Below are 21,851 nucleotides of genomic sequence, written 5' to 3' on the forward strand. Positions count from 1 at the left end.
TGCGTCACTTGGACTTGCGTTTGGATCGTTTGTGTCGGCGTGCCTCGAGGTGCACGGTCAGGGCGGTGCCCTCGGGCAACAGCATGTGCTGGTACAGCACGGCCTCGCCGACAGCGGGAACATGGACAGAGACGGCTGACGCGGTCGCAACGGGGCCGGCCAGCGCGGCGTTGGGATCGGGCGCGGGCGAGGCAGGCACCAACGCCGCGCGCTCGTCGCGACTCTCGACGGGCCTGGGGGCCTTGTGCTTGCCGCCACCGAGCTCCTGGAGGCTACTGCGACGGCTGCCGCGAGCCTTGGCGACCGGCGACGGGGCGTTCGCGTCGTTTTCGACAACGCTCATGTCGAAGTCGTCGGGCTCGAGCAGCGGCAACTCCTCCTCCTCCTCCGGCGTCGAGGCTGGCTCTGGCGGAGGTGGCGGTGGCGTCAGCTCACCGCCGTCCTCACTGTCGATCACGAGCAGGTTCCCGTCGACGTCGTCGTCCTCGAAGTCGTAGGTCCGGACGCTCGGGGCCGCCTTCGCGCTCTTGGTCGCCTCGGCCTCACGACTGACCTTGCGCTTCTTCTTGCTGGCGACGCGGGCGGAGCTCGAGCTCAACCGTTGATTGTAGACCGCCTGCTCCTTCGACTCGCTCTGCTCGAGCATGGCCAGCTGGTCGCCGAGCTGCTGGGCCTCGGCCAATTTTTGTTCGGCCTCGCCGTATTGTCCCTGGGCCTCGAGCTGCTCGGCCTCGCGCGTCTTCTCGAGCAGCGCGATCTTGTCGTCGGCCGCCCGCATCTTGGCTTGGTCCTTGATCCGGCGCGAGACGACGGCAGATTGAGCGCTGTTGCCAGGCTCGTCGTCTTTGTCCTCGCCGCGGCCCTGGACCAGATCGAGGTTGGCCTGCAGCCCTTCTATGTTCGCGCTCGAGGCCCCGAGCAGCCCGAGCTCGTCGAGCGAAGCCTGGGCGCGCTGGAAGTCATTCGCCATCCACCCGGACAGCGCCTCGCGGTACAGCTCGTCGGCGCGGCCGAGCTCGGCGGCTCCGGCCCCGACGCCGAGCCCGTAGGTGATCCCCTCGCCCTCGGAGAAGTCATTGACGCGATGAAAGTCGCCGACGGCCACCCGATTGTCATACCGAGGCGGCAGGTACACGCGCACGCGTGAGACCGCGACGGGGGCATCGAGGGTGGGCAGCTGCAGCTCGCGCGACTCTTTCTTGGCCCAGCTGTCGGACTCGCTGATGAAGATGACCTCGACTGGGAATGACAGGATTCCCTTGACCGACTCGAGCGATCGGACGATCGGGATCCGCCACGCCTCGGTGCTCGCTGCGGTCGAGCCTGGCTCGCGCGAGGGGGTCGCGGTCTCCCCGTTCACGCGCACGCCGAGCAAGTGTGAGTCCGCGGGCAGCTGAACGCGCAGGTGCGAGGCCCTCTCGTTGCGCACGTCGTAGCGAGCCTGGACGAGGCTGCGACCCTCGTCGGTCGTGGCGATCTCGTAGGCGGCCACGTCGACGACCACCGGTGGACCCGACAGCGGCACGAAGCGGAGCAGCTCGAAGCTCGCGCCTCGATCCGCGCCGTCGCTGCGGAAGCTCGCCGTGGCCGTGCCTTGGATGTGGCCGCTCGCCCAGTCCGGGAGCTCGGCGCGCGCCACCGCTGACCAGCCCGAGAGCTTGGGTAGGACCTCGAGCTCACCGTCGCGGGCGATCTGCATGAAGGTCTCGGTCCGGTAGGTCTGCTGCGGCGTGATGCGTGGGGCGGCGAACTCGACCTCGGCCCCGCCCGGCACCGTCTGGGTCCAGCGCAGGTCGACGTCGACGCGCCCGCTCGCCGCGTCCTTGAGCTCGATGTCGACGCGCTCGCCGTTGCGGACCCACTTGTGCACGTTGGGCCCCGCGACCTCGAGATCGCGGCCGAGCCCGGCAGTGTTGATGCTCACAGCGTCGAGCTGGCCGCGGCGCACCAACCAACTCACGCGCGCCCGACCACGCACCTCGCCATCACCAAAGGTCAGACCCACCGCCGCCTGCGCGACCGCGAGCGGGCCTTGCAGCGTGTCGGTCGCCTGCTCGGCCTCGACAAAGCTCAGGCCCAGGTGAGCTTCGCTGGCCCAGAATCGATCGTTGATCAGACGCCGCGCCTGTCCATCAGCGACGAGCTCGGGGACCCGCCCGACCGGCGCGTCTGTCGTGCCCAGCCGCAGCTCACCGCGCACCGCGGGCATCAGCCACACATTGAAATTACCGTTCACGCCGCCAGACAGCTGATCAGCAGGCACGAGCGCGACGAGCTTCAGCTCCCCGCGACTCCTGGCCGTCATCTCCAGCGCGACGTCCTGACCCGCGGGGGTGTGCGTGACGCCAAGCTCGCGGCCCCGCCACGTGACCGACTCCACCCGCAGGCCCGTGACGGGACCGATCAGCGGGCCCGTCCACCATCCGGCCTCGATCGTCTCGAGCTTCCAGGTGACGTGGACGCGGACGCCCGCTGCGGACCGCTCGATCAGCACCTGTCGATCAGCCGCCCACGGTCCGGGGGCGGTCACGATCGGTTGTTCGGTTTCCGCCAGCGCCCGCAGGGCCTCCCATCGCGCGAGCTCGAGCGAGACCTGCCGGAGCTCGAGATCCGTCTGCGCAGGGTCGTCGCTGATCCCGACCGGATCGCCCGGCGCCAGGACCACGCTGGCCGTCAGGATCAGAGCGGCAGTGCTGAAGAACTGGGCCATGCGCGAAGACAGCTAGATGTCTATCCGGGTCGGGAATCGGGGCGAGCCTAGCATTGCGTCGCGCGGCGCGACATATCGGCAGAGCCGCCACCCCGGGACCAGCTACACCAACGCGCTCACCAGGTTGACGGTGTGTTGGAAGCCGAGGTAACGCGACTGCGTGAGTCACGCGGTCTCGTCCCCGCAAGCCACCGAGGGACATCGCAAATTAGATGAACGCCCACCGACTCGTTGCAGTTGGCGACTGGGGCCGCGTCGTCTGCCCGACTGGTTGGCTTTGCTGCTGTCATTGGCTCAACTCGCGGTGGCCGGCGCTGCATCGCAAGGAGGCATCGGCTATACCCATCCAAACACCGAGAGACGTTTCTTGCATGTCACTTGGTGACGAGCGGCTGGATGTTTTGCGGGTGGGGTAGACCGCCCTAACCTAGCTGGGTCAATGATGAGCATCGCCGATCTCGCCGCGGTTCCGCGTGATTTGCGCGTCGCCGCGCAGGCTGACGCGCGCGTGCTCGATTTCGTGCTGACCGCCGACGGTGACGGACTCGCGTACTGGACCTTCGCGGGTCCGTGCGAGACCCAGTGTGTCTGGCTGAGCCCCTCGCTGCGAGCGGCGCTGAGCAACCGTGAAGACGGAGACCCGGCGCTCCCGCCAACGCCCGACGAAGCAGAGGTCGAGCGCATGATCGCCCATTTTCGCGTCCACGGTCGCGACGCGCCAAGTCAATACGAGCCGGGATTGCGCTGGTACCTGGCAGACGGAGCGGCGGTGAACAGTCATTGCCGCGGTCTACTGATTCAAGCGGGCGGTGCTCCCATTGGATTGCTCTGTGGACACCGGGCGGCGCGCGCCCCAGCCCCCGCGATCGGCCTGTCCGACAGCCAGCGCGAGATGGTCGAGTCGCTGCCTCACTTTGTGTGGACGTGCCTGCCAGACGGCACCTGTGATTACTTGAGTCCACAGTGGGTCGAGTACACGGGCACACCGATGGAGCAGCACCTGGGCTGGAACTGGCTGGACCAGCTTCACCCCGACGATCGCGCGCGGACCGACGCTGGCTGGCGGGCGGCGTCCCAGCGCAACGAGCCCTTCACCATCGAGTACCGCCTGCGCGGCCGCGACGGCTCGTATCGCTGCTTCTCGACCCGCGCGGTGCCGATCTTCGACGCCGACGGACAGCTGGTGAAGTGGCTGGGAAGCAACACGGATGTGCAGGAGCTCCGTGACACCCAGGACCGACTCGCGCAGGTGAACCTCGAGCTCGAGGCGCGGGTCCGCGAGCGCACGGCGGCGCTCCAGGAGGCCAACGCACAGCTCGAGCTCGCCCAGCGTCTGTCGCATGTCGGCAGCTGGTCGCTCCGACCCGACACGGACGAGGTGGAGTGGTCTGACGAGCTGTTTCGAATCTTTGGCCTGTCCCCCGAGCAGCCGCTGCCAAGCACCTCCACCCAGCGAAAAGTGTTTGCGCCAGACAGCCTCGAGCGACTCCAGCGGGCGCTGGACCGCAGCCGCGACACCGGGGAGAGCTATGAGATCGAGGTCGAGTTCACTCGGCCGAGCGGAGAGCATCGTATTGCGATCTCCCGAGGCCAGCGTGTGAGCGACGAACATGGACAGATTCGACTGTTGGGCACCCTGCAAGACGTGACCGATCTGGTCCACGCCCAGCGAGAGCGCGATGCGTCTGGAGAGCGCCTGCGCCTGGCTACCTTCGCGGCGCGGATGGGCGTGTGGGACTGGGACGTGCGCGCCGATCACCTGATGTGGGACACTCAGATGTACAAGCTCTACGGCGTGCCGGAGGGCGAGGGAATGGCGACATACGCGACCTGGGCTTCGGCGCTGCACCCCGACGATCGGGCCGCCGCCGAGGCCGCCGTGACCCGGGCACTGACGGGTACGGGTGACTTTGAGATACAGTTTCGGATTGTCCGCCCCAACGGCGTCATTCGACATCTGCATTCGTTGGGGAGGGTGTTCTACGACGATGAGGGCGCGCCGGTTCGGATGCTGGGCGTCAACCACGACGTGAGCGCCAAGCGGGAGGCCGAGCTGGCGCTGCTCAGCAACAAACGACTCCTCGATCAGTTCGTTCAATACGTCCCGGCGGCGATCGCCATGTTCGATACGGAGCTTCGCTACATTCAGACGAGCGCGCGATGGATTCGCGACTATCGACTCGACGAGCAGGATATCGTTGGCAAGTCTCACTACGAGGTCTTTCCCGAGCTTCCAGAGCGCTGGAGGCAAGCCCACCAGCGGGCCTTGCGCGGCGCGATCGAGAGCTGCACGGATGACCCGTTTCCGCACGCCGACGGCAGCGTCGACTGGTTCCACTGGGAGGTGCGGCCATGGCACCAACCTGACGGTGAGATCGGAGGGTTGCTGCTGTTTAGCCAGGTGACCACCGGGCGCAAGCAGATGGAATTGCTGCTGCAGCGGCAACGGGATGACCTCGAGCGCAGCAATCGAGATCTCGAGCAGTTCGCATACGCCGCGTCGCACGACCTGCAAGAGCCGCTGCGTGCCGTAGCCGGGTGCGCGCAGATCCTTCAAAAACAGTATCACGGTGCGCTCGACGAGTCGGCCGATACACTGATTGGGCATATCGTGGATGGCGCCAACCGCATGCATGCGCTGATTACGGATCTGCTCACATATTCGCGCATCACGTCACGCGGCGCCGAGTTTGACGAAGTCGACACGAACGGCGCGCTGAATCAGGCGCTCGCAAACCTGCACTCGAGCATTGTCGAGACCCAGGGCACCGTCGATCATGACCCGCTCCCGCCCGTGCGCGGGGACGCGGGGCAGCTGGCGCAGCTGTTCCAGAACCTGATCGGCAACGCCCTGAAGTACCGCGGCGCCGATCCCCCCCACATCCGGATCACGACCGAGCGAGCGGGGCAAGAGCGGGTGTTTCGTGTGAGTGACAACGGGATCGGCATCGAGCCCGCCTACTTCGAGCGGATCTTCACCTTGTTTCAGCGGCTGCACACGCGGGTGGAGTATCCTGGCACCGGCATTGGGCTGGCGCTCTGCAAGAAGATCGTCCAACGCCACGGCGGTCGCATCTGGGTCGAGTCAGTGGTCGGTCGGGGTAGTTCGTTCTGCTTCACGCTGCCGGGGACTTCGCTCGCGGACGTTGGAGAAGAGCAATGATGCAAGCAACGAAGAACCGCCGACCTGTACAGATCTTGCTGGTCGAGGACAGTCCCACGGACAGGTTGGTCACGGTCTCCGCCCTCGAGCACTCGCGGGTCAATCATGTGCTGCACGTCGTCGACAACGGCGTCGACGCGATGGCGTTCCTGCGCAGGCAGGGCCACTTCGAGGGCGCGCCCCGCCCCGACCTGATCCTGCTCGACCTGAACCTGCCCAAGATGGACGGACGGGAGGTCCTCAGCCAGCTCAAGGGTGACCCGATCCTGCGCTTCATCCCGGTCGTGGTGCTCACGACCTCGAGCGCCGAAGAAGACATCATCCGGGCCTACGGCGAGCACGCGAACAGCTACATCACCAAGCCCGTCGACTTCGCCAGCTTCAGCGCGGCGCTGGAGATGCTGGGCAAGTACTGGTTCGAGGTCGTGACGCGACCGCCCGCGTCCGCGTTCGAGAGCGTCGCGGCTCCCGTTGCCCCGGTTCGGCGCAGGGGCACCGGCTCCCAGCCGCTGCACGTGCTGCTGATCGAAGACAGCGAGACCGACGCGCTGCTGGTCCGCGAGTCGCTCGCGGGTTCGCCGAGCACCCAATTTCGGCTGACGCACACCAGCCGACTCGCGGACGCCGAGCGACTGATCGCCGACGGGGCCACCGTCGATGTCGTGCTCACGGATCTCGGGTTGCCGGACTCGCGGGGTCTCGCGACCTACCGCCGAATTCAGGCGGCGGCGCGCGGGGTCCCGGTCATCGTGCTGACCAGCTCGGACGACGAGGCGATGGGGCTCGCGGCGCTGCGCGAGGGGGCCCACGACTACCTGCTCAAGAGCGAGCACACGGGGCGCGCGCTCGAGCGGGCGGTTCGCTACGCGATCGACCGCAAGGCGATCCAAAACCAGCTGCTTCAGTCGCAGCGGTTCGAGGCGATCGGGCAGCTCGCTGGTGGTGTCGCCCACGACTTCAACAATTTACTCACGATCGTGCAGGCCAACGCGTCGCTGATCGAGGTCTGTGATGACCTCGACGACGCGGTCGCGTGCGCGCGGGAGATCTGCGGCGCGGCTGAGCGCGGCGCGCTGCTGACCCGTCAGCTGCTGGCGTTCAGCCGCACTCAGGCGCTCGAGGCCCACCCGATCGACCTCAACGATGTGGTGGTCTCGACCAGTCAGATGCTGCGCCGGATCATCGGCGCCGTCAAAGTCGAGCTCCGGCTCGGCAGCGAGCTGCCGCCGATCCTCGGGGACGCGGGCATGATCGAGCAAGTGCTCGTCAACCTCGCCGTCAACGCTCGTGACGCCATGCCCGGTGGCGGTAAGCTGACGCTCGCGACTCGCTACGAGCGACTGACGCCCGCCGCCGCGCAGCGCCTGGACGCCGAGGCCTACGCGGGCGAGTTCCTGGTGCTCGAGGTCCAGGACACGGGCGAAGGCATCGATCCGGGGGTCCTGGACAGGATCTGGGATCCCTTCTTCACGACCAAGGACACCGGGGTGGGGACGGGTATTGGGCTGACGACTGTCTACGGGATCGTGCAGCAGCATCGCGGCTGGATTCGGGTTCAGAGTAAAGTGGAGGTCGGCACGAGCTTCGAGGTCTACGTGCCAGTCTCGTCCCGCCCGATGGCCAAGGCGCCGAGCTCGAGCGCGCAGCCGGATCGAGACAAATCGGCCGGGACCGGCAGGCTCGTGCTCGTGGTCGACGACGAGCGCGCGATCCGGACCTCGGTCATTCGGGTGCTGTCCGCCAGCGGCTACGGCGTGATCGAGGCTGACTCTGGCGAGGAGGCCCTGCGTGTGTGGGAGCAGCGGGGGGACGAGGTCGACCTGGTCCTGGCGGATCTGACGATCCCCGAGGGCATGGGCGGGCGCGAGCTCGCCGACCGCCTGCGTGCGATCGCGCCCGATGTCCGGATCGTGTTCTCGAGCGGCTACTGCTCGGACTCGACGCTCGGGGAGCTGCAGCTGCGCCGCGGGGTCACGTTTTTGGAGAAGCCGTACACTGCTGCGGCGCTGCTGAACATCGTCGACGCGGCGTGCCACGTGAACACGGCTGACTGAGAGGGGAGACCCTCGGCGGCCGGCGATCCCGCCCGACTCGGGGCTGGAGCGCCCAGGAACGGCGCTCAGTGGCAGCTGTATACCGCTCAGCGCGATCTGGTTTACGCCTGGATCTTCCGCGGTTCAGTTGGGAGACTCGCGCCGTCATGCGCACGCTTTGGGTACCGCTAGCTTCGTTCGCCTTGCTGCCTCTGTTCGCTGGGTGCGGAGGCGATCCCGGCGCGCGGCAAGACGGCGACGGCTCGTCGATCGGCTCGCTCGACGGTGAGACCACCGCCGCCGACGGCAACGGCAACAGCGGCAACAGCAGCAGCAACAGCACCGCCAGCTCCGGCGACGGCGACGGCGACGGCGACGGCGATGACAGCGGCGACGGCGATGACAGCGGCGACGGCGGCACGGGCAACCACAAGTGGGACGTAATCTCGATCCCAGACGGCAACCACGCGTGTGGCGACGGCGGCGGCGGGAACGGCAACAGCGACTTCTCCTACATCTGGATCGCGAACTCGTCGCAAGGGACGATGACCAAGCTGAACACCGACACCATGGTCGAGGAGGGCCGCTACTACATGCGCCCCGATGGTGGCGGCAGTCCCTCGCGAACCACGGTGTCGCTCAGCGGCAACGTCGCGATCTCGGCGCGCTCGAGCGGCGGCGGGGTCTCGAAGTTCTGGGCCGACCTCTCCGACTGCGAAGAGAGCAACGGCATGCCCGGCATTCAGACCTCTTCGGGCGCCAACGACATCCTGGCGTGGAACATGGAAGAGTGCCGCGCGTGGCACCAGCCGTTCGTGGGCAAGAACTACACCTCGAACCGGCCGATGGCCTGGGCGGCCGGTGAGCTCAACGAGGGCACCTGCGAGTACGAGAACGAGAAGCTGTGGACCTCCGGGTCGGGCAACGGCCAGACCGAGGTGCTGCTGCTCGACGGCGAGACCGGCGAGATCGAAGAGACGATCAACATCCCAGCCGTCGGCGCTGGCTACCTCTACGGCGGCGCCGTCGACGGTGAGGGCAACTTCTGGGGTCTGCAGAACAGCTCCAAGATCATTCGGGTCGATCGCAACGACTTCACCGTGCAGGACTGGCCGGTGCCGGGCGGTCCCGGCTACGGCATCGCCATCGACGCACAGAGCCGGGTGTGGACCTGCGGTGGCGGCCACGCCTCGCGCTTCGACCCCCAGACCGAGACCTGGCAGTCGACCCCGGGCGCGGCCTCGGGCATCGGCGGCTGCATGACCGACGGCGAGGGCACGCTCTACCACAGCCGCTATCCGCAGGGGGTCATCGTCGCGATCGACACCGACACGGTGCTGCCGATCGGTGAGTTCGTGATCCCGAACTACGTGCACGGGATCAGCATCGACTTCAAGGGCATGGTCTGGGGCGTGACCTTCGCTGGCTCGTCGGTCTACCGGCTCGATCCCGAGACCGCGCTGTTCGACACCTACAGCGGCCTGGTCGGCGCGTACACCTACAGTGACATGACGGGCTTCGGGCTCAGCTCGGTGTCCTCGACGCCCAGCGGCTGAGTACGTCTGGCTGAGTAAGCTTGCTGCTCCGACTCATACGCCTGGCCCGCCGCGTTCGCGCTCGCCGCGAGGTCGGGCTGACGCTGGTCGCCCTGATGCTGACGATTGCGATCGCCGGCAACGCGGTGTGCTTTTATAGCTTCGAGCACGCCGTGAACCCGGCGATCACCTGGGGCGACGCCTGCTGGCACAGCGTGGTCTCGGTCACCACGATCGGCTACGGCGACTACTCGGCCACGACCGTCGGGGGGCGGCTGGGCACGATCGTGTTCATCATCTTGTTCGGGCTCACCAGCTTCAGCCTGTTCTTCGGCATGATGCTCGACTGGGCGAGCACGGCCGTGTCCAACGCACAAAAGGGACTCCGCCGCGCCATGGTCCACGATCACATCCTCATTGTTCACTTTCCAAGCGAGCAGCGGGTTCGGCAGGTCATCGAAGAGATCCGCAGCGACCTCGAGTATGGCAGCTGCGAGATCGTGGTGATCAGCACCGCGATCGAATCGCTGCCGTTCGAGGTCAAGGACGTGGTGTTCGTGCGCGGCTCCTCGCACGACATCAACACCTACCAGCGGGCGCGGATCGAGGCGTGTCGGATGGCGATGGTGCTGAGCCCCGACTACGGCGACCGCAACAGCGACGCGATCGTGGCCGCGGCCGTCAGCGTGATCGACCGAGTCAAGCCAGACGTCCACATCGTGGCCGAGTGCGCCGACGAGAAGCACTTGCCGCTGTTCGAGGCCTGCAACTGCGACTCGGTGATCCTCGGCATGAGCATCGCGGGCAACCTGCTGGTCCAGGAGGTCCACGATCCGGGCATCGCCCAGCTGGTCGAGGTGCTGACCAGCAACCGCCGCGGCACCACCTTGTTCAGCACCGCGGTGACCGAATCGGGCGTCGCGTACATCGACATGGCCAAGTCCCTGCACGACCACGCCATCAACGTGCTGGCTGTGAATCGGGGGACCCAGAGCAACACCGTTCTCGAGGGCCTGCGCTCGCAGATCGGCGATCGCATCATCTACGTGAGCGCTGGGCGGGTGAACTGGGATAGCTTGCGGGCCCGCGCAGGTTGCTGACGACCCACGGCTGGGCCTGGTATATCTGGGCACGATGAACGTATCGCTGAAGTTCGGGACCAACACGCGGCAGGTCGACCACACCAACCCGCGGGTGTTGCTTGGCCGTGACGAGCACAGCTGCGAGCTGTGGCTTCACGACGACAGCGTCTCGCGGCGCCACGCCGAGGTCTTCCTCGACCAGGGCGGCAACGTGTTCATCCGCGATCTCGGCTCGTCGAACGGGACCTGGGTCAACGGCCAGGCGCTGGGTCCCCAGCCGGTCCAGCTCGCTCCCGGACAGATCGTCTACGTCGGTCACGCGCCGCTCGGCGTCGAGTGGGCCCAAGCTGGCGGTGGCCGGGCCGCGACGGTCATGGCCGCGCTGCCGCCCGAGCTCATGGCCATGATGGCGCAGCGTCAGCAACAGCAGATGACCGGGTCGGCCGCGCCCATGGGCTACGCGCCGGTCGCCGCCCAGGCGCCCGTGCCAATGGGCTATGCCCAGCAGCCGTCGCCGCAACATCATCAGGGGTACCCGCAGCATCAAGCCGCCGCCGGCTCGCCGGCTGCCCACCAGGCCACCCAGGCCATGACCAACGCCGGGGTCGGCGTGGGCGCGACGGTCGGGGTCGGCGGGACCGTGGGCCCAACCCCCGCCGAGCTGACCTACCGCCGCCAGGGCAACAACAACAACGGCACGCTGTTGATCGCGCTGGCCAGCGACACCTTCGCCAACGAGTCGACCCTCGACGGGTTCTTGGAGTTCACGTCCACCGACCGCGAGACCGTCGCGTCGATCTTCATCGAGCTGGTCGAGTACCACAAGAAGGGCCACAAGAAGGGCCACGTGTGGGACCGCTGCCTGGTCCGCCAGGGCCCGTGGAAGACCAAGAAGGGCGACGTGCTGCCCATGCCCTTCCAGCTGCGGGTGCCCTCGGGCACCTCGATCTCGGGGCCAGACTGCCACTGGGCCCTGCGCGGCTACGTGGACATCGCGTGGGCGCTGGACATCGAAGCCACCGCGCCGATCACCATGCGCAACCGCGACATCGAGAAGATCCGCGACGCGCTCGGAGCATTGGACTACCGGGTCAACACCCTGGACTCGGCGCCGCTCGGGCAGAGGTACACGGGCAAATTCAACCCACCCATGCACCTGCGCAAGCAGCTCAACATTACGGATATCAACTTTGATATCGAGTATCTGGGGACCAACTTGAAGGTCGTGATGGAGGTCGAGAAGAACAAGCTGTTCCAGCGCGACAAGCGGCAGGAGTTCGTGTTCGCGCTCGACATGCTGCGGGCGGCCAGCCTGCAAGACACGAGTCAGCACTTTCAGCTCGAGATCAACAAGCTGATGAGCTGACGGCGGGCGGGCCCGCTACTTGCTCATCCAGTAGACCTGCTTGTCGTCCAGCCAAAACAGGTTGAAGCGGTTGCTCGCAACGTTGCGATCGCCCGACCCCCCCAGGACCTCGAGCTCACCGCCGGTCTTGGCCAGGCGCCGCAGCTCGCCGCCGCGCACGGTCGTCAGGTACACGTGGCGCTCGTCGGCGAACACCTCCATGAAGCCCGGCTGGCCGCGCTTGCGAGCGAGCACCTGGGTGTCGCCGCCCGCGATCGGTCGGCGGTAGAGGCTGTGCAGGGGCTCGCCGTCGTCTTCGGCCCAGGTCACCCACAGGAAGTCGTCGCCGTCGACGGTCAGGCTGGCGAAGGTCTCGTCGCTGCGCAGCCGCTCCTTGCCCGACTTGCCGCCGTCCCACTGGTAGACGGCCCAGGTGCCGTCGTTACGGGCGCGGGTGGTCCAGTACAGGTCCTCGCCAGAGTCGTCGGCGAGCAGCGTGCGAACCACCCCGCGGCGCCGCACGACCAGCTTGGGCTTGTCGTTGCCGCCGCGCGCGAGCTCGTAGAAACCACCCTCGTCGATCTCGTCATCGGGCCGGGTGAAGTACACGACGTCTGGGCGGATCACCCAGCTGTGGCCGGCGAGGTCGCTGATGCGATCGAGGCTGCGGCCGTCGAGCGTGAGCGAGCGCAGCCCCGGCCCATCGGGGGAGTCGTGGCGCTCGTGCCAGTACAGGCGGTCGTCGATCAGCCGCAGGGTCGTCATGGGTACGAACGCACCCTCGGCGATGACCTCGGGCATGCCCAGCAGCGGGACCTTGACGATCACGCCGCTCGGGGCGTCGTCGGGGTTGGGCTCGCCCGCCTTGGTCTGGGCGAAGCGCAGGCCGCTGACGTAGAGGTGCTCGCCGTCGGCCGCCATCCCGCGGATCACGAACTTGGGTGAGTACAGCGGCGTCGGCCGCCCGTGAGCTACGGGCTGGCCATCGCGCAGCTCTGTCGCCTGGGACGAGGACCCTCCTTGCTTGTCGCAGCCGGCTGACAGCGCGAGGGCGAGGCACAGCGAGGCGATGAGGCTGCAGCGCACGAACTCTTGTTTACCACGACGAGTTGCCCCGCGTTGTGCACGTCACCGACACGGTCTCCGGGAAAATCTAGCTACACTCGGCGCGGATGATCCCGTCAACGCCCTCGCTGCTGCGAGTCTGCACAGTGCTGGGGGTGTTGGCGGTGCTGCTGCTCCCGGCGCTGGTGCGCGGCGGCAAGCACAGCATGATCCCGCCTGGCCAGGAGCAGCGGATTCGGACCTTCGTCGACGAGGGGATCGAGCTCGCGCGCGCGGCCGGGGAGCTGCCGGTCGAGCTCGATGAGACGGTCGACATCCACATCGAGCGCGACCGGGTCAGCGTGACCCTGCATCCGCGGGCGGGTGTGCCCAGTCCGGAGCTCCCGCAGCTGGTGCTGTTTCACCCGCAGGCGGTGCCCGAGGACGCGCGCGGGGGTGCGGCGTCGGGGGTGCTGCTGCGCTGCGGTCCGCCGCCTGGCTCACGCGAGTGCGAGCCGGCCGAGGCTGAGCCATGGCGGGCGCTGGCGGGTCGGCTCGCGGATGCCCGGGCGCCCGTCGCCGACCTGGTGTGGCAGCTCGATGAACAGGACGCGACGCCGAGGAGCTCGAGCGCAACGGTGGGGCCGCGCCGATCGCTGGCCTGGGTCGATCGCGGCGCCGCGATCCTCGTCGGGCTGGCGGGGCTGTGGCTCGCGTGGTTCGGGGCGCGGGAGAATCGGCGGACGGCGGCGGCGATCCGCTGGCCAGAGCTGGCTGCGCTGGCGCTGCTGCTGCTCGCGTTCGTGGGGGCGACCGTCAGCGTGACCTCGCTGTTGCCGCTGCACGAGCACAACAGCTTCATCGCGCGCTCGGACTGCGCGATCGATGATCGTTGCCTGGAGGATCCCGCCAGCGCGTGGAACCTGACGACGCTGCATGTCTACGGGCTGGTGCTGTCTTTGGTGCCCTATCGGGCGGCCGCGCTGAGCAGCGTGAGCCTGGGCTGCTCGGTCGTCGTGTTGGTGCTGGTGTGGGCGCTGGCGCGGACGCTGATGCGCGCGCTCGGGCGACCGGAGCTGGGCGCGGTCGCGGGGCTGTCGGCGGTCGCGGTGCTGGCGTGTCACCCGGTCGCGTGGCGGCTCGCGGGCTCGGCGACGTTCTGGCCGTGGGCCCTGGCGTGGACGCTGGCGGGCGCGGTCGCGGGGCTGTGGGCGAGCCAGGCGGCCGCCAGCCGAGCTCGTGTCACGCGGATCGCCGGGGGGCTCGCGTGGGTGGTCGCGGCCGGCTGCTGGGCGATCGCGTGTGGTGGCAACTTCGTGCTGCTGACGTTGGGTACGTGCCTGGTGCTGGCGCCGTTGTGCTGGACGGCGGCCTGGTCGGGCCAGCCTGCGCAGCCGTGGCGGGCGGCGGCGATCCGAGCGGCTGCGATCGGCGGGCCAGCGCTGCTGCTGTTCGCGCTGGTCGCGAGCCACGACTACCTCGCTGGCTATGCCCGGGCATTCGGAGAGTCGGGGCTCGACGACTCGATCACGCTGGCGGAGATCCGCCGTCGCTTCAACCCGCTGTTGCTCGACGGCCGGATCTCCGCTCGGGTGTGGGTGTTGCCGCTGGTGTGCAGCCTCGCGTGGCTGTGGCCGGGTCAGGCCGAGGGCCGGCGCTTGCACGCGCTGCGCACGGTGGCGCCGCTGGTCTACGCGTGGCTGGTGCCGGCCGCGTTCTTGGGGCTCGCGGCCGGCGAGGTGGTCGGCAGCGGCTATCCGGTCGGGTTCATCAACCACCACTGGGAGCTGTGCTTCACCGCGCTGTGGGCTGGGCTCGGCGTCGCGTGGATCGTGGGCGCGCTCGAGCGCCGCTGGCCGGGCCGGCTGCGCTATTCGGTGGTCGTGCCCGTCACGCTCGCGTCGCTGGCGATCGTGCTGGGCCCACGCGCGTCCGAAGGCTGGCGCCTGGCGACCGGGGAGCGGGTGCTCGAGCGCGAGCTGCTCGCGCTCGAGCTCGCGTTCACCCAGCTCCCCGAGCACGATGTCCTGGTGATCCCGCCACGCCTGCTCGAGCCCACGACCGACGGACCGACCCAATGGGATCCGCTCGAGGTCGTGTTTCCGGCCGGGTTCTATGCCCACGCGATGCGCGAGCGCGGGCTCGAGCCAGCGCCGATCATCGAGCTCGACCGCCTCGCCGAGCAACCGCCAGCGCCAGGCGCCCGCGTGTTGTTCTACCTGGGCTCGAGCCTGCGCAGCTTTCAGCCCCACGAGATCGAGGCGGGCGCGGTCGATGACAGCCTCGAGCGGCCGCCGCTGCTGCGCCTGCGCGACGAGTGGACGCTCGAGCGCGTGCATGAGTTCGTGGTCCGTGGCGAGCAGCACGAGGCGATCAGCCAGCGGCTCGGCGCCGATCGTCGGCCCGAGCTCGAGCTCGGGTTTTACTGGCTGCGACGGCGCGAGTAGCCGCGGCGCGACGAGCATGGGTCAGCGAAGCGTCAAGCTGGCGATCAGCTCGCCCGCGCGATCAGCCTCGAGCCCGGCGCCCAGGACCCGCAGCTGCGCCTCGCCGAGTCGCGCGTGGTCGAGCGCCCCGCGTAGATCATGCGGCGCCAACACCTTGGCCTGCGCGAGCAGACACAGCCCCACGTGCCGCCGCGCCCCCAGCCGCTCGGCGACCTCGGACAGCTGCTCGAGCGCGACGTAGTCATCGCTCGCGTGGTTGGGATCGCCCAGCCCGAGCCGCAGACTCGTCAGCGACACATCGAGCTCCCGATAGGGATTCGCCAGCCCCTCACTCACCGACCGCGCCCGATCGAGCAGCGCCCGCTGCTGCTCCGCCGGGCTGACCTGTGCACACACCAACAACCCAGCGATCAGCGCGCCGTCGAGCCCATGTCGCTCGGCCACCTCCACGGCTTTGCCCGCGTAGCGCAGGGCGTCCTCGAGCTGATTGCGCGCGAACTCGACGGACGCCAGCAGCTCGTAGGCGGCGCTGAGCTCGGCCGCCGCGTTGCTGTTTCGCGCCATGTCCTTGGCGCGGCGGCCCTCTTGCGCGGCCAGGTCGAGATCACCCGACAGCAGCGCATGGCGCCCGAGCTCGGTGTGGACCAGGGCAAACAGCCGCGGTTCTTCGATCTCGTCGGCGAGCTCTCGCGCTTCGATCAGCGTCTCCCCCGCGTCCTCGATCTGACCGAGGTCACACAGCACGCCCACCCGCGCCGCCTGTGCGTACGCCAGCCCGCGCCGATCCCCGATCGCCCGCTTGTCAGCCGCGGCCCGCTCGAGCTCCCGCAGCGCCCGGCTCGCGTGCCCCGCCAGCGCGCAGGCCCGACCGAGGTTGAAGCGGGCGATCGAGATGCTCCAGCGATCATTCGCGGGGTTCATGGCCAAGCAGCGCTCGTAGGCCTCGATCGCGAGCTCGGCCTGGCCCTCGGCCAGCAGCCAGTTGCCGCGACTGCGCTCGAGCTCGGCCATCACCCGATCGCGGTCGGGGCTGCGCTGCGGAGGAAAGGTTGCGAGCTCGGCCCCGCCGGCCGCGAGCTCGGCCTCGACCCGATCGTAGTGACCCGCGGCCCCGTGCGAGTACGCAGCCAGGGCCCACAGGCCCACGCGCTCGAGCGAGCGCTTGCCGGCCAGCAGCTCGAGGCCCTCGCGGCAGTACCCGATCGCGCTCTCGTAGTGGCCGAGCTTGCTCGCGACCCGCGCGAGCTTCTGCAGCTGCCGGGCTTGCTCGTTGGGATCGCTGTCGCTCGCGGCCCGGCGGCGGGCGCTGTCGTAGGCCTCGCGCGCGGCCGTGTACTCGCCGTGCATCAGCAATAGATCGCCGATGTGCATCGACCGGGAGCTCGACGCCGGACGCAGCGCGGCGAGCTCGGCCCGGGCCCGCCGCTGGCGCTCGGACGCGCGTCGATCTCGGGGCCGCAGGCCGAGCAAGCGATCCGCGAGGGTGCGGTGGTCGAGCTGCTTGGCCAGCTCGGCGCCGCGCTCCCCGAGTCGCGCCAGCCGGGGCTCGTCGGCCTGATCGAGCGTCGCCGCCAGGCGCTGCAGCGCGGCCAGGGCCCGGTGGGTCTCATCGCGGGCCAGCTCGAGCTCGGCGAGCAGCAGCGACAGCTCGGCGCGCTCGAAGGTGGGCAGCGAGTCAGCCCGCTCGAGCAGGCTCAGGAGCTGCGGCAGCGCCTGGTTCGGGCGCCCGTCATCCAGCGCCCGCTGGACCCGCTCGAGCACCAAGGGCCGGGCTTCGACGATCGCGTCAGCCTCGATCAGGTGGGTCATGCGGGCGACGTGGCCCGGGGTGTGCGGCGCCGACATGCGCAGGCGAGCGGCACAGTGCAGGTGCAGCTTGCGACGGGCGATCGGTGTGAGCTCGGCGTGGATGATGCGGCGCAGCAGCTCGCTGGTGAACGTCAGCGTCACGTGATCGCCCCCGCGGCGCTCGTTGATCAGGTCGCGCTGGATCGCCCGGCTCAGCAGGTGGTCGAGCTCGTCGACGCCGCTGCCGACCAGCTCGACGACCTCATCAAAGTCGAAGTTGCCGCCGTGCACGGCCAGCACCGAGCCAGTGCGCAGCGCCGCGAGCAAGGTCGACGGCAGCCGCAGCAGCCGATTGGTGATCACGGTCCGAAGGTTGCGCGGGATCGGCCAGCGCCCGGTCTCGAGTCGCCAGATCTTGTCTCGTTGAACCAAGACGCCGGCGTCGACGGCGGCGCGGACCAGCTCCCGGGCGAACAGCGGGCGACCGCCGCTCTCCCGAAACAACCAGACGGCGAGCCCCGGCTCGGGCTGACCGCCACCGAGCAGCTGGACCATCAGCGACTCGTAGACCTCCTGGTCGAGGGGCTGGAGCACCAACGACAGCGCCCGTGGGTGCTGGGCGACGCGCACCGCCAGGCGTGCGAGCGGGTGCTGGACCGGCATCTCGCCGTGCTCGTAGGCGATCACGATCACCAGCGGCGCGCGCGGGAGCCTGCGAAACAGCAGATCGACGAGCTCGACCGTCTGGCCGATCATGTGGGCGTCGTCGATCGCCAGGGTCAGCACGCGCCCGTCGTTGACCAGCGCCTCGAACGCCCGGATCACCAGGCTCTCGGTCCGCTCGCGCTGGGACTTGCTCGGGCTCATGGGCCGCTCGCCGACCTCGCGGGCCGCGGCCTGGCGAGCGACGCGGGGGCTGACCGCGATCGGCTCGAGCCCAGCCCACGAGGACTCGCGCTTGGGCTTGTTGGCGAGTCGCCCCAGCCGCGTGCCCGCGAGGCTGGGAAACAGCGCGACGAGCTTGGTCGCGTCTTCGGTGAGCAGCTCGACGGCCTCGGGGCGCTGGGCCAGGCCCGCGGTCAGGAGCTCGCCAAACGGGCCGAGCCAGCCGCCCGTCTCGTTGGCGGTCGCGCTGGTCCGCAGCAGCTCGATCTCACGCTGCTGACACGCGTCGGCCAGCTCATCGAGCACGATCGTCTTGCCGATCCCAGCTTCACCCGCGAGCAGCACCAGCTGCAGCGCCCCGACGCGGGCGGCGATCAACCGCGAGTCGATCGCCCGTAGGATGCCGTCGCGACCGACGGCGTCGTGCAGCAGCGTGGCGCGGGTGTCGTCGGTCTCCAGCGTGAGCGGACCGGAGCCGAGCCCCGTCGACATCACCGTGGAGATCAGCGTTGGCGCGCCGAGCAGCGCGCCCGCGGCGGTGTCGTCGGCGTAGGGTTCGAGCAGCTCGGCGACCTCGCGGGCGTTGCTGGGGCGGCGGGCCGGCTGCTTGGCCAGCATCGACATGATCAGCGTGTCGAGCTCGCTCGGGGTCCCCGCGCGCAGCAGGCCGGGGCGGACGGGCGTGGTGCTGACGATCGCCTCGAGCATCGCGTCGTGCTCACCCGTGAACGGCGGTCGCCCGACCACGCACTCGTACAGCACCGCGCCCAGCGCATAGAGCTCCGAGCGGACGCTCGGGGGCTCGCCGCGGACCTGCTCCGGGGCCAGGTAGCGCAGCGTGCCGAGCACCGTCAGCGGCGACGGCTCGCGCAGCCGCCTGCTCCTGCGGTCCGCGAGACCGACCAGCCCAAAGTCCATGAGCGAGACCTGAATGTGTGGCCCCCCCGACGTCAGCATCATGTTGGCCGGCTTGATGTCCCGGTGGAACAGCTCGCGCGCGTGGCAGTGCGACAGGGCCAGCGCGATCTGGCGGGCGATCTCCGCGGCCAGCGGGATCGGCAGTGGCCCATTGATCAGCAGCTCGGCGAGGGTGCGGCCGTGCAGCATCGGCATGATGATGAACAACAGCTCGGCGTCGCGGCCAAAGTCGAACACCGGGACCAGGCCCGGGTGGTTGAGGCTCGCGGCGAGCTTGGCCTCACGGCGGACCCCGAGCTCCAGCGCTTCGTTGCGGTGCGGGTTGCTGATCAGCTTGATCGCGACCTCGCGCTCGAGCAGCTGGTCGCGCCCGGCGAACACCACACCGAGATCCCCACGACCGAGCTCGCGCTCGAGCACGTAGCGGTGACAGAGGGTGCGGCCGGGCTCCACGGGACCAGAGTGTACCGAGCGGTCGCGTCCACGAGTCGGTGGCGGGCAGCGCATCGACCGGCGGGCGGGATCTAGCGCCGAAGTTGCTGCGCCCGCGGCCCCGGGGTGAGGATTCGTGCGGCGTCGAGGCCGGGGAAAAGTGACCCACGTGGGCGCGGGGTCCTGCTTGCCGTGTAACACTCCCGCGCATGTCCGAGCCGGAGCCCCGCTGCGTGCACTACCAGTTCGTCCACGTCGCGCTGCGGACCCTCGTGTTCCAGGAGCCGCGGCTCGCGACTGCGCTGTGGGAGCTCGATGATCCCGGGCCGCTGCTCGACGACATCGCGCTGCAGGTGGTGCGCGCGTGCCGGGGCCGGGGCGAGGGCGGCGAGATCCGGGCGGCGCACCTCAGCCTGCACAAGCTCCGGCTTGGCGGCTACCCGTGCGTGATCATCGAGATGCCGCCGCCGATTGCGACGACCGAGGCATACATGCTGGCGATCCTTGGACGGCCCGAGGGTGAGGTGCGGCCTGACACGGGGGACGCCGATGACGATCAGCCGGGGCGGCGGTACTTCACGCTCGAGTACTCGAGCCACCGGCCTTCGCCGCACACGGTGCTGGGCGAATGGACGGCGCAGGGGAGCCACATGAACATGGGGGGCGGGCCGGAGCCGACGGTCGAGGCGTTCGTGGCGGAGCTCGCTCGGTTTGTGCTGGATTAGTCCCGCCGCTCGCCCCGCGGCATCGAGCCCGCGGAGGATCGCGGATCGGAGCGGCGAACAGCGAATCGGGCCAGGGAGTCGGCATGCTCGAGCGGTCCAGCGGTAGCCCGACGCGCCCTGGAGACCAACTACACCCGTCTCGATCAACTGCTGGCGCGCTCGCAACCCCGCAAACCCAGGAACAGGACGAAGGACGACCCATGAGCCAGCTATCTCTCAAAACCGAAGGCGACCGCGTGGTGATCGTGAAGCGACGCTTCGCCGCCCCGCCCGAAGAACGAGGCCCGTCCGGGCGGCAAGATCCGCTACGAATGGAGTGATGGTGAGGGCGGTGGTTTTTGTCTGACTGGCGAGTTCATCGAGCTCGACCCGCCGCGGCGAATCGTGCATGTCGAGCGCATGCACATGCCTGATCCGACGCCGGACAACCGCGTCGAGACGACCTTTCACGCGGACGAGGGCGGGACGTTGATGGTCATGCGGATGAACCTGCCGGACCAGGCCACCCGCGCGGCGATGCTCGAGAGCGGGATGGAGCACGGGATGGAGGCTTCCTACGTGCGCCTCGAGCAGACGCTCTCGCGCGGGGGCTGAATTCGGTCGGCTCGTCCATATACTTGCGAATCTGCTCATTCGAGTCGGTCGGTGCACTCGTCCGACTTCACCCACGATGTGAAGTCGGACGGAACCACAGTCGACGGCACACTCAGAACGGTGGGACGCAGTCGAGTTTCACGGTCTCTCGCCTGGCGCTCTCGACCTCGACGCCGAGCACCAGGCACTCGAGATCGAAATCGAAGTTTATCTCACCGTCGCCGGGCGGGTTCTGGAACGCGAAGTAGACGAAGCCAACGTCGTTGTAAGGTATCTGCGCCTCGCACTCTTGCGCGATCGTCGGTGCTGGGCAGTCGCCATCGCAGTTGGTGCGGTGTAGGTACACGTCCGCGTAGGCCCACAGCTCGTACTGACAGTCGGCGTCGCCGGACTGCCAGCGCCGCACACCCACGTGATAGCCGAGCGGTGCCCAGCCAGTGCGACGGTCGAGCACGCGGCCGAAGTCGTTGCCGTGTTCGAACTGAACCGCAGCGCGCTGCAAGACCGTATCATTTTCGCAGCCAGCGTCGACGGGATCGCACAGATCGTACTCATGCCACTCGAAGGTTAGCGGCGCGAGCCAGGTGTTGGGGGTCTCGCCGTACACACCGAGGTGACCTTCGGGGACCGGGTCTCCGAAGGTCGCAGCGACGAGCTCGCCCGTGGCCATGTCGCGCATGACGCCCCAGCTGGTCGAGCACGGCGAATCTTCGCAGGCGAAGTCGCGGCCGAAGATGCGCACGTGGTCACCGGGAGCGAGGCCGACGTCGGCGCCAGCTGCGGGATCGTCGATGGTGACTCGAGCGTCCTGAATGCCATCGGTGCAGTCGTCCTCGATGCACAGGGGGTCGGGCGAATCGCCATCGCCATCGCCATCGCCATCGCCATCGCCATCGCCATCGCCATCGCCATCGCCATCGCCATCGCCATCCCCGTCGCCATCCCCGCTAGAGCCGTCGTTCGAGCACGACTCCTCGTCTGCGTCGCCGGAGGTCGTGGTGTCTTCTTCGTCAGGCGTGTCACAGACCAGCGACAGATTGAGGACGAGGGCGGAGAGTATAGCGATTCGTGCGCTCATGCGGGAACGTTAGACTCGCTTCTCGCCGCCAGTAAATGAGGGGTTTCCCTCAATCCGGCGGGCTTGCGACCC

Annotated in this window: 12 protein-coding genes; 8 read left to right on the forward strand and 4 right to left on the reverse strand. The window is 68.6% G+C overall.

The window, feature by feature from the left end; genetic code table 11:
• Window positions 1–4: 4 nt before the first annotated feature.
• Window positions 5–2,710, reverse strand: a complete 2,706-nt coding sequence (locus ENSA7_RS03890; protein WP_106087838.1) for a cell envelope integrity TolA family protein — start codon at window positions 2,708–2,710, stop codon at window positions 5–7.
• A gap of 442 nt (window positions 2,711–3,152) precedes the next feature.
• On the opposite strand from ENSA7_RS03890, the gene ENSA7_RS03895 reads away from it, so the two are divergent.
• The 5 genes from ENSA7_RS03895 (at window position 3,153) to ENSA7_RS03920 (ending at window position 11,889) form a co-directional block, all read left to right on the forward strand.
• On the forward strand, window positions 3,153–5,873 hold the full coding sequence (locus ENSA7_RS03895; protein WP_181233088.1) for a PAS domain-containing protein: 2,721 nt from the start codon (window positions 3,153–3,155) through the stop codon (window positions 5,871–5,873).
• Window positions 5,873–7,927, forward strand: coding sequence for a response regulator (locus tag ENSA7_RS03900; RefSeq protein ID WP_181233090.1), 2,055 nt, complete (start codon window positions 5,873–5,875; stop codon window positions 7,925–7,927). The genes ENSA7_RS03895 and ENSA7_RS03900 overlap by 1 nt, the downstream gene beginning before the upstream one ends.
• 182 nt (window positions 7,928–8,109) lie before the next feature.
• The gene (locus tag ENSA7_RS03910) at window positions 8,110–9,462 is read left to right on the forward strand and encodes a Vgb family protein (protein WP_181233092.1); all 1,353 of its coding nucleotides are present in this window, start codon (window positions 8,110–8,112) and stop codon (window positions 9,460–9,462) included.
• A 20-nt stretch (window positions 9,463–9,482) separates the two neighbouring features.
• Window positions 9,483–10,541, forward strand: a complete 1,059-nt coding sequence (locus tag ENSA7_RS03915; protein ID WP_106087843.1) for a potassium channel family protein — start codon at window positions 9,483–9,485, stop codon at window positions 10,539–10,541.
• A gap of 34 nt (window positions 10,542–10,575) precedes the next feature.
• Window positions 10,576–11,889 carry an FHA domain-containing protein gene (locus ENSA7_RS03920; RefSeq protein ID WP_106087844.1) on the forward strand — a complete coding sequence of 438 codons (1,314 nt, stop codon included), beginning with the start codon at window positions 10,576–10,578 and terminating at the stop codon, window positions 11,887–11,889.
• A 15-nt stretch (window positions 11,890–11,904) separates the two neighbouring features.
• Here ENSA7_RS03920 and ENSA7_RS03925 read toward each other — a convergent pair whose 3' ends face one another.
• A complete protein-coding gene (locus ENSA7_RS03925; protein ID WP_106087845.1) occupies window positions 11,905–12,954 on the reverse strand; it encodes a hypothetical protein in 1,050 nt (349 codons plus the stop codon).
• Between the two features lie 86 nt (window positions 12,955–13,040).
• Between ENSA7_RS03925 and ENSA7_RS03930 the strand changes: the two genes are divergently transcribed.
• A complete protein-coding gene (locus ENSA7_RS03930; protein WP_146157297.1) occupies window positions 13,041–15,359 on the forward strand; it encodes a hypothetical protein in 2,319 nt (772 codons plus the stop codon).
• Window positions 15,360–15,380: 21 nt separating this feature from the next.
• Here the strand turns inward: ENSA7_RS03930 and ENSA7_RS03935 are convergent, their stop codons facing one another.
• The gene (locus tag ENSA7_RS03935) at window positions 15,381–19,403 is read right to left on the reverse strand and encodes a serine/threonine-protein kinase (RefSeq protein WP_181233094.1); all 4,023 of its coding nucleotides are present in this window, start codon (window positions 19,401–19,403) and stop codon (window positions 15,381–15,383) included.
• 188 nt (window positions 19,404–19,591) lie between these two features.
• On the opposite strand from ENSA7_RS03935, the gene ENSA7_RS03940 reads away from it, so the two are divergent.
• Window positions 19,592–20,107 carry a hypothetical protein gene (locus tag ENSA7_RS03940; RefSeq protein ID WP_106087848.1) on the forward strand — a complete coding sequence of 172 codons (516 nt, stop codon included), beginning with the start codon at window positions 19,592–19,594 and terminating at the stop codon, window positions 20,105–20,107.
• Window positions 20,108–20,407: 300 nt separating this feature from the next.
• Window positions 20,408–20,701: an SRPBCC domain-containing protein gene (locus ENSA7_RS03945; RefSeq protein WP_219907903.1), complete on the forward strand. Its 294-nt coding sequence runs from the start codon at window positions 20,408–20,410 to the stop codon at window positions 20,699–20,701.
• Window positions 20,702–20,813: 112 nt separating this feature from the next.
• Here ENSA7_RS03945 and ENSA7_RS03950 read toward each other — a convergent pair whose 3' ends face one another.
• On the reverse strand, window positions 20,814–21,779 hold the full coding sequence (locus ENSA7_RS03950; RefSeq protein ID WP_106087849.1) for a hypothetical protein: 966 nt from the start codon (window positions 21,777–21,779) through the stop codon (window positions 20,814–20,816).
• Window positions 21,780–21,851 lie beyond the last annotated feature (72 nt).

This window comes from Enhygromyxa salina (assembly GCF_002994635.1).
Lineage (GTDB): Bacteria > Myxococcota_A > Polyangia > Nannocystales > Nannocystaceae > Plesiocystis > Plesiocystis salina_B.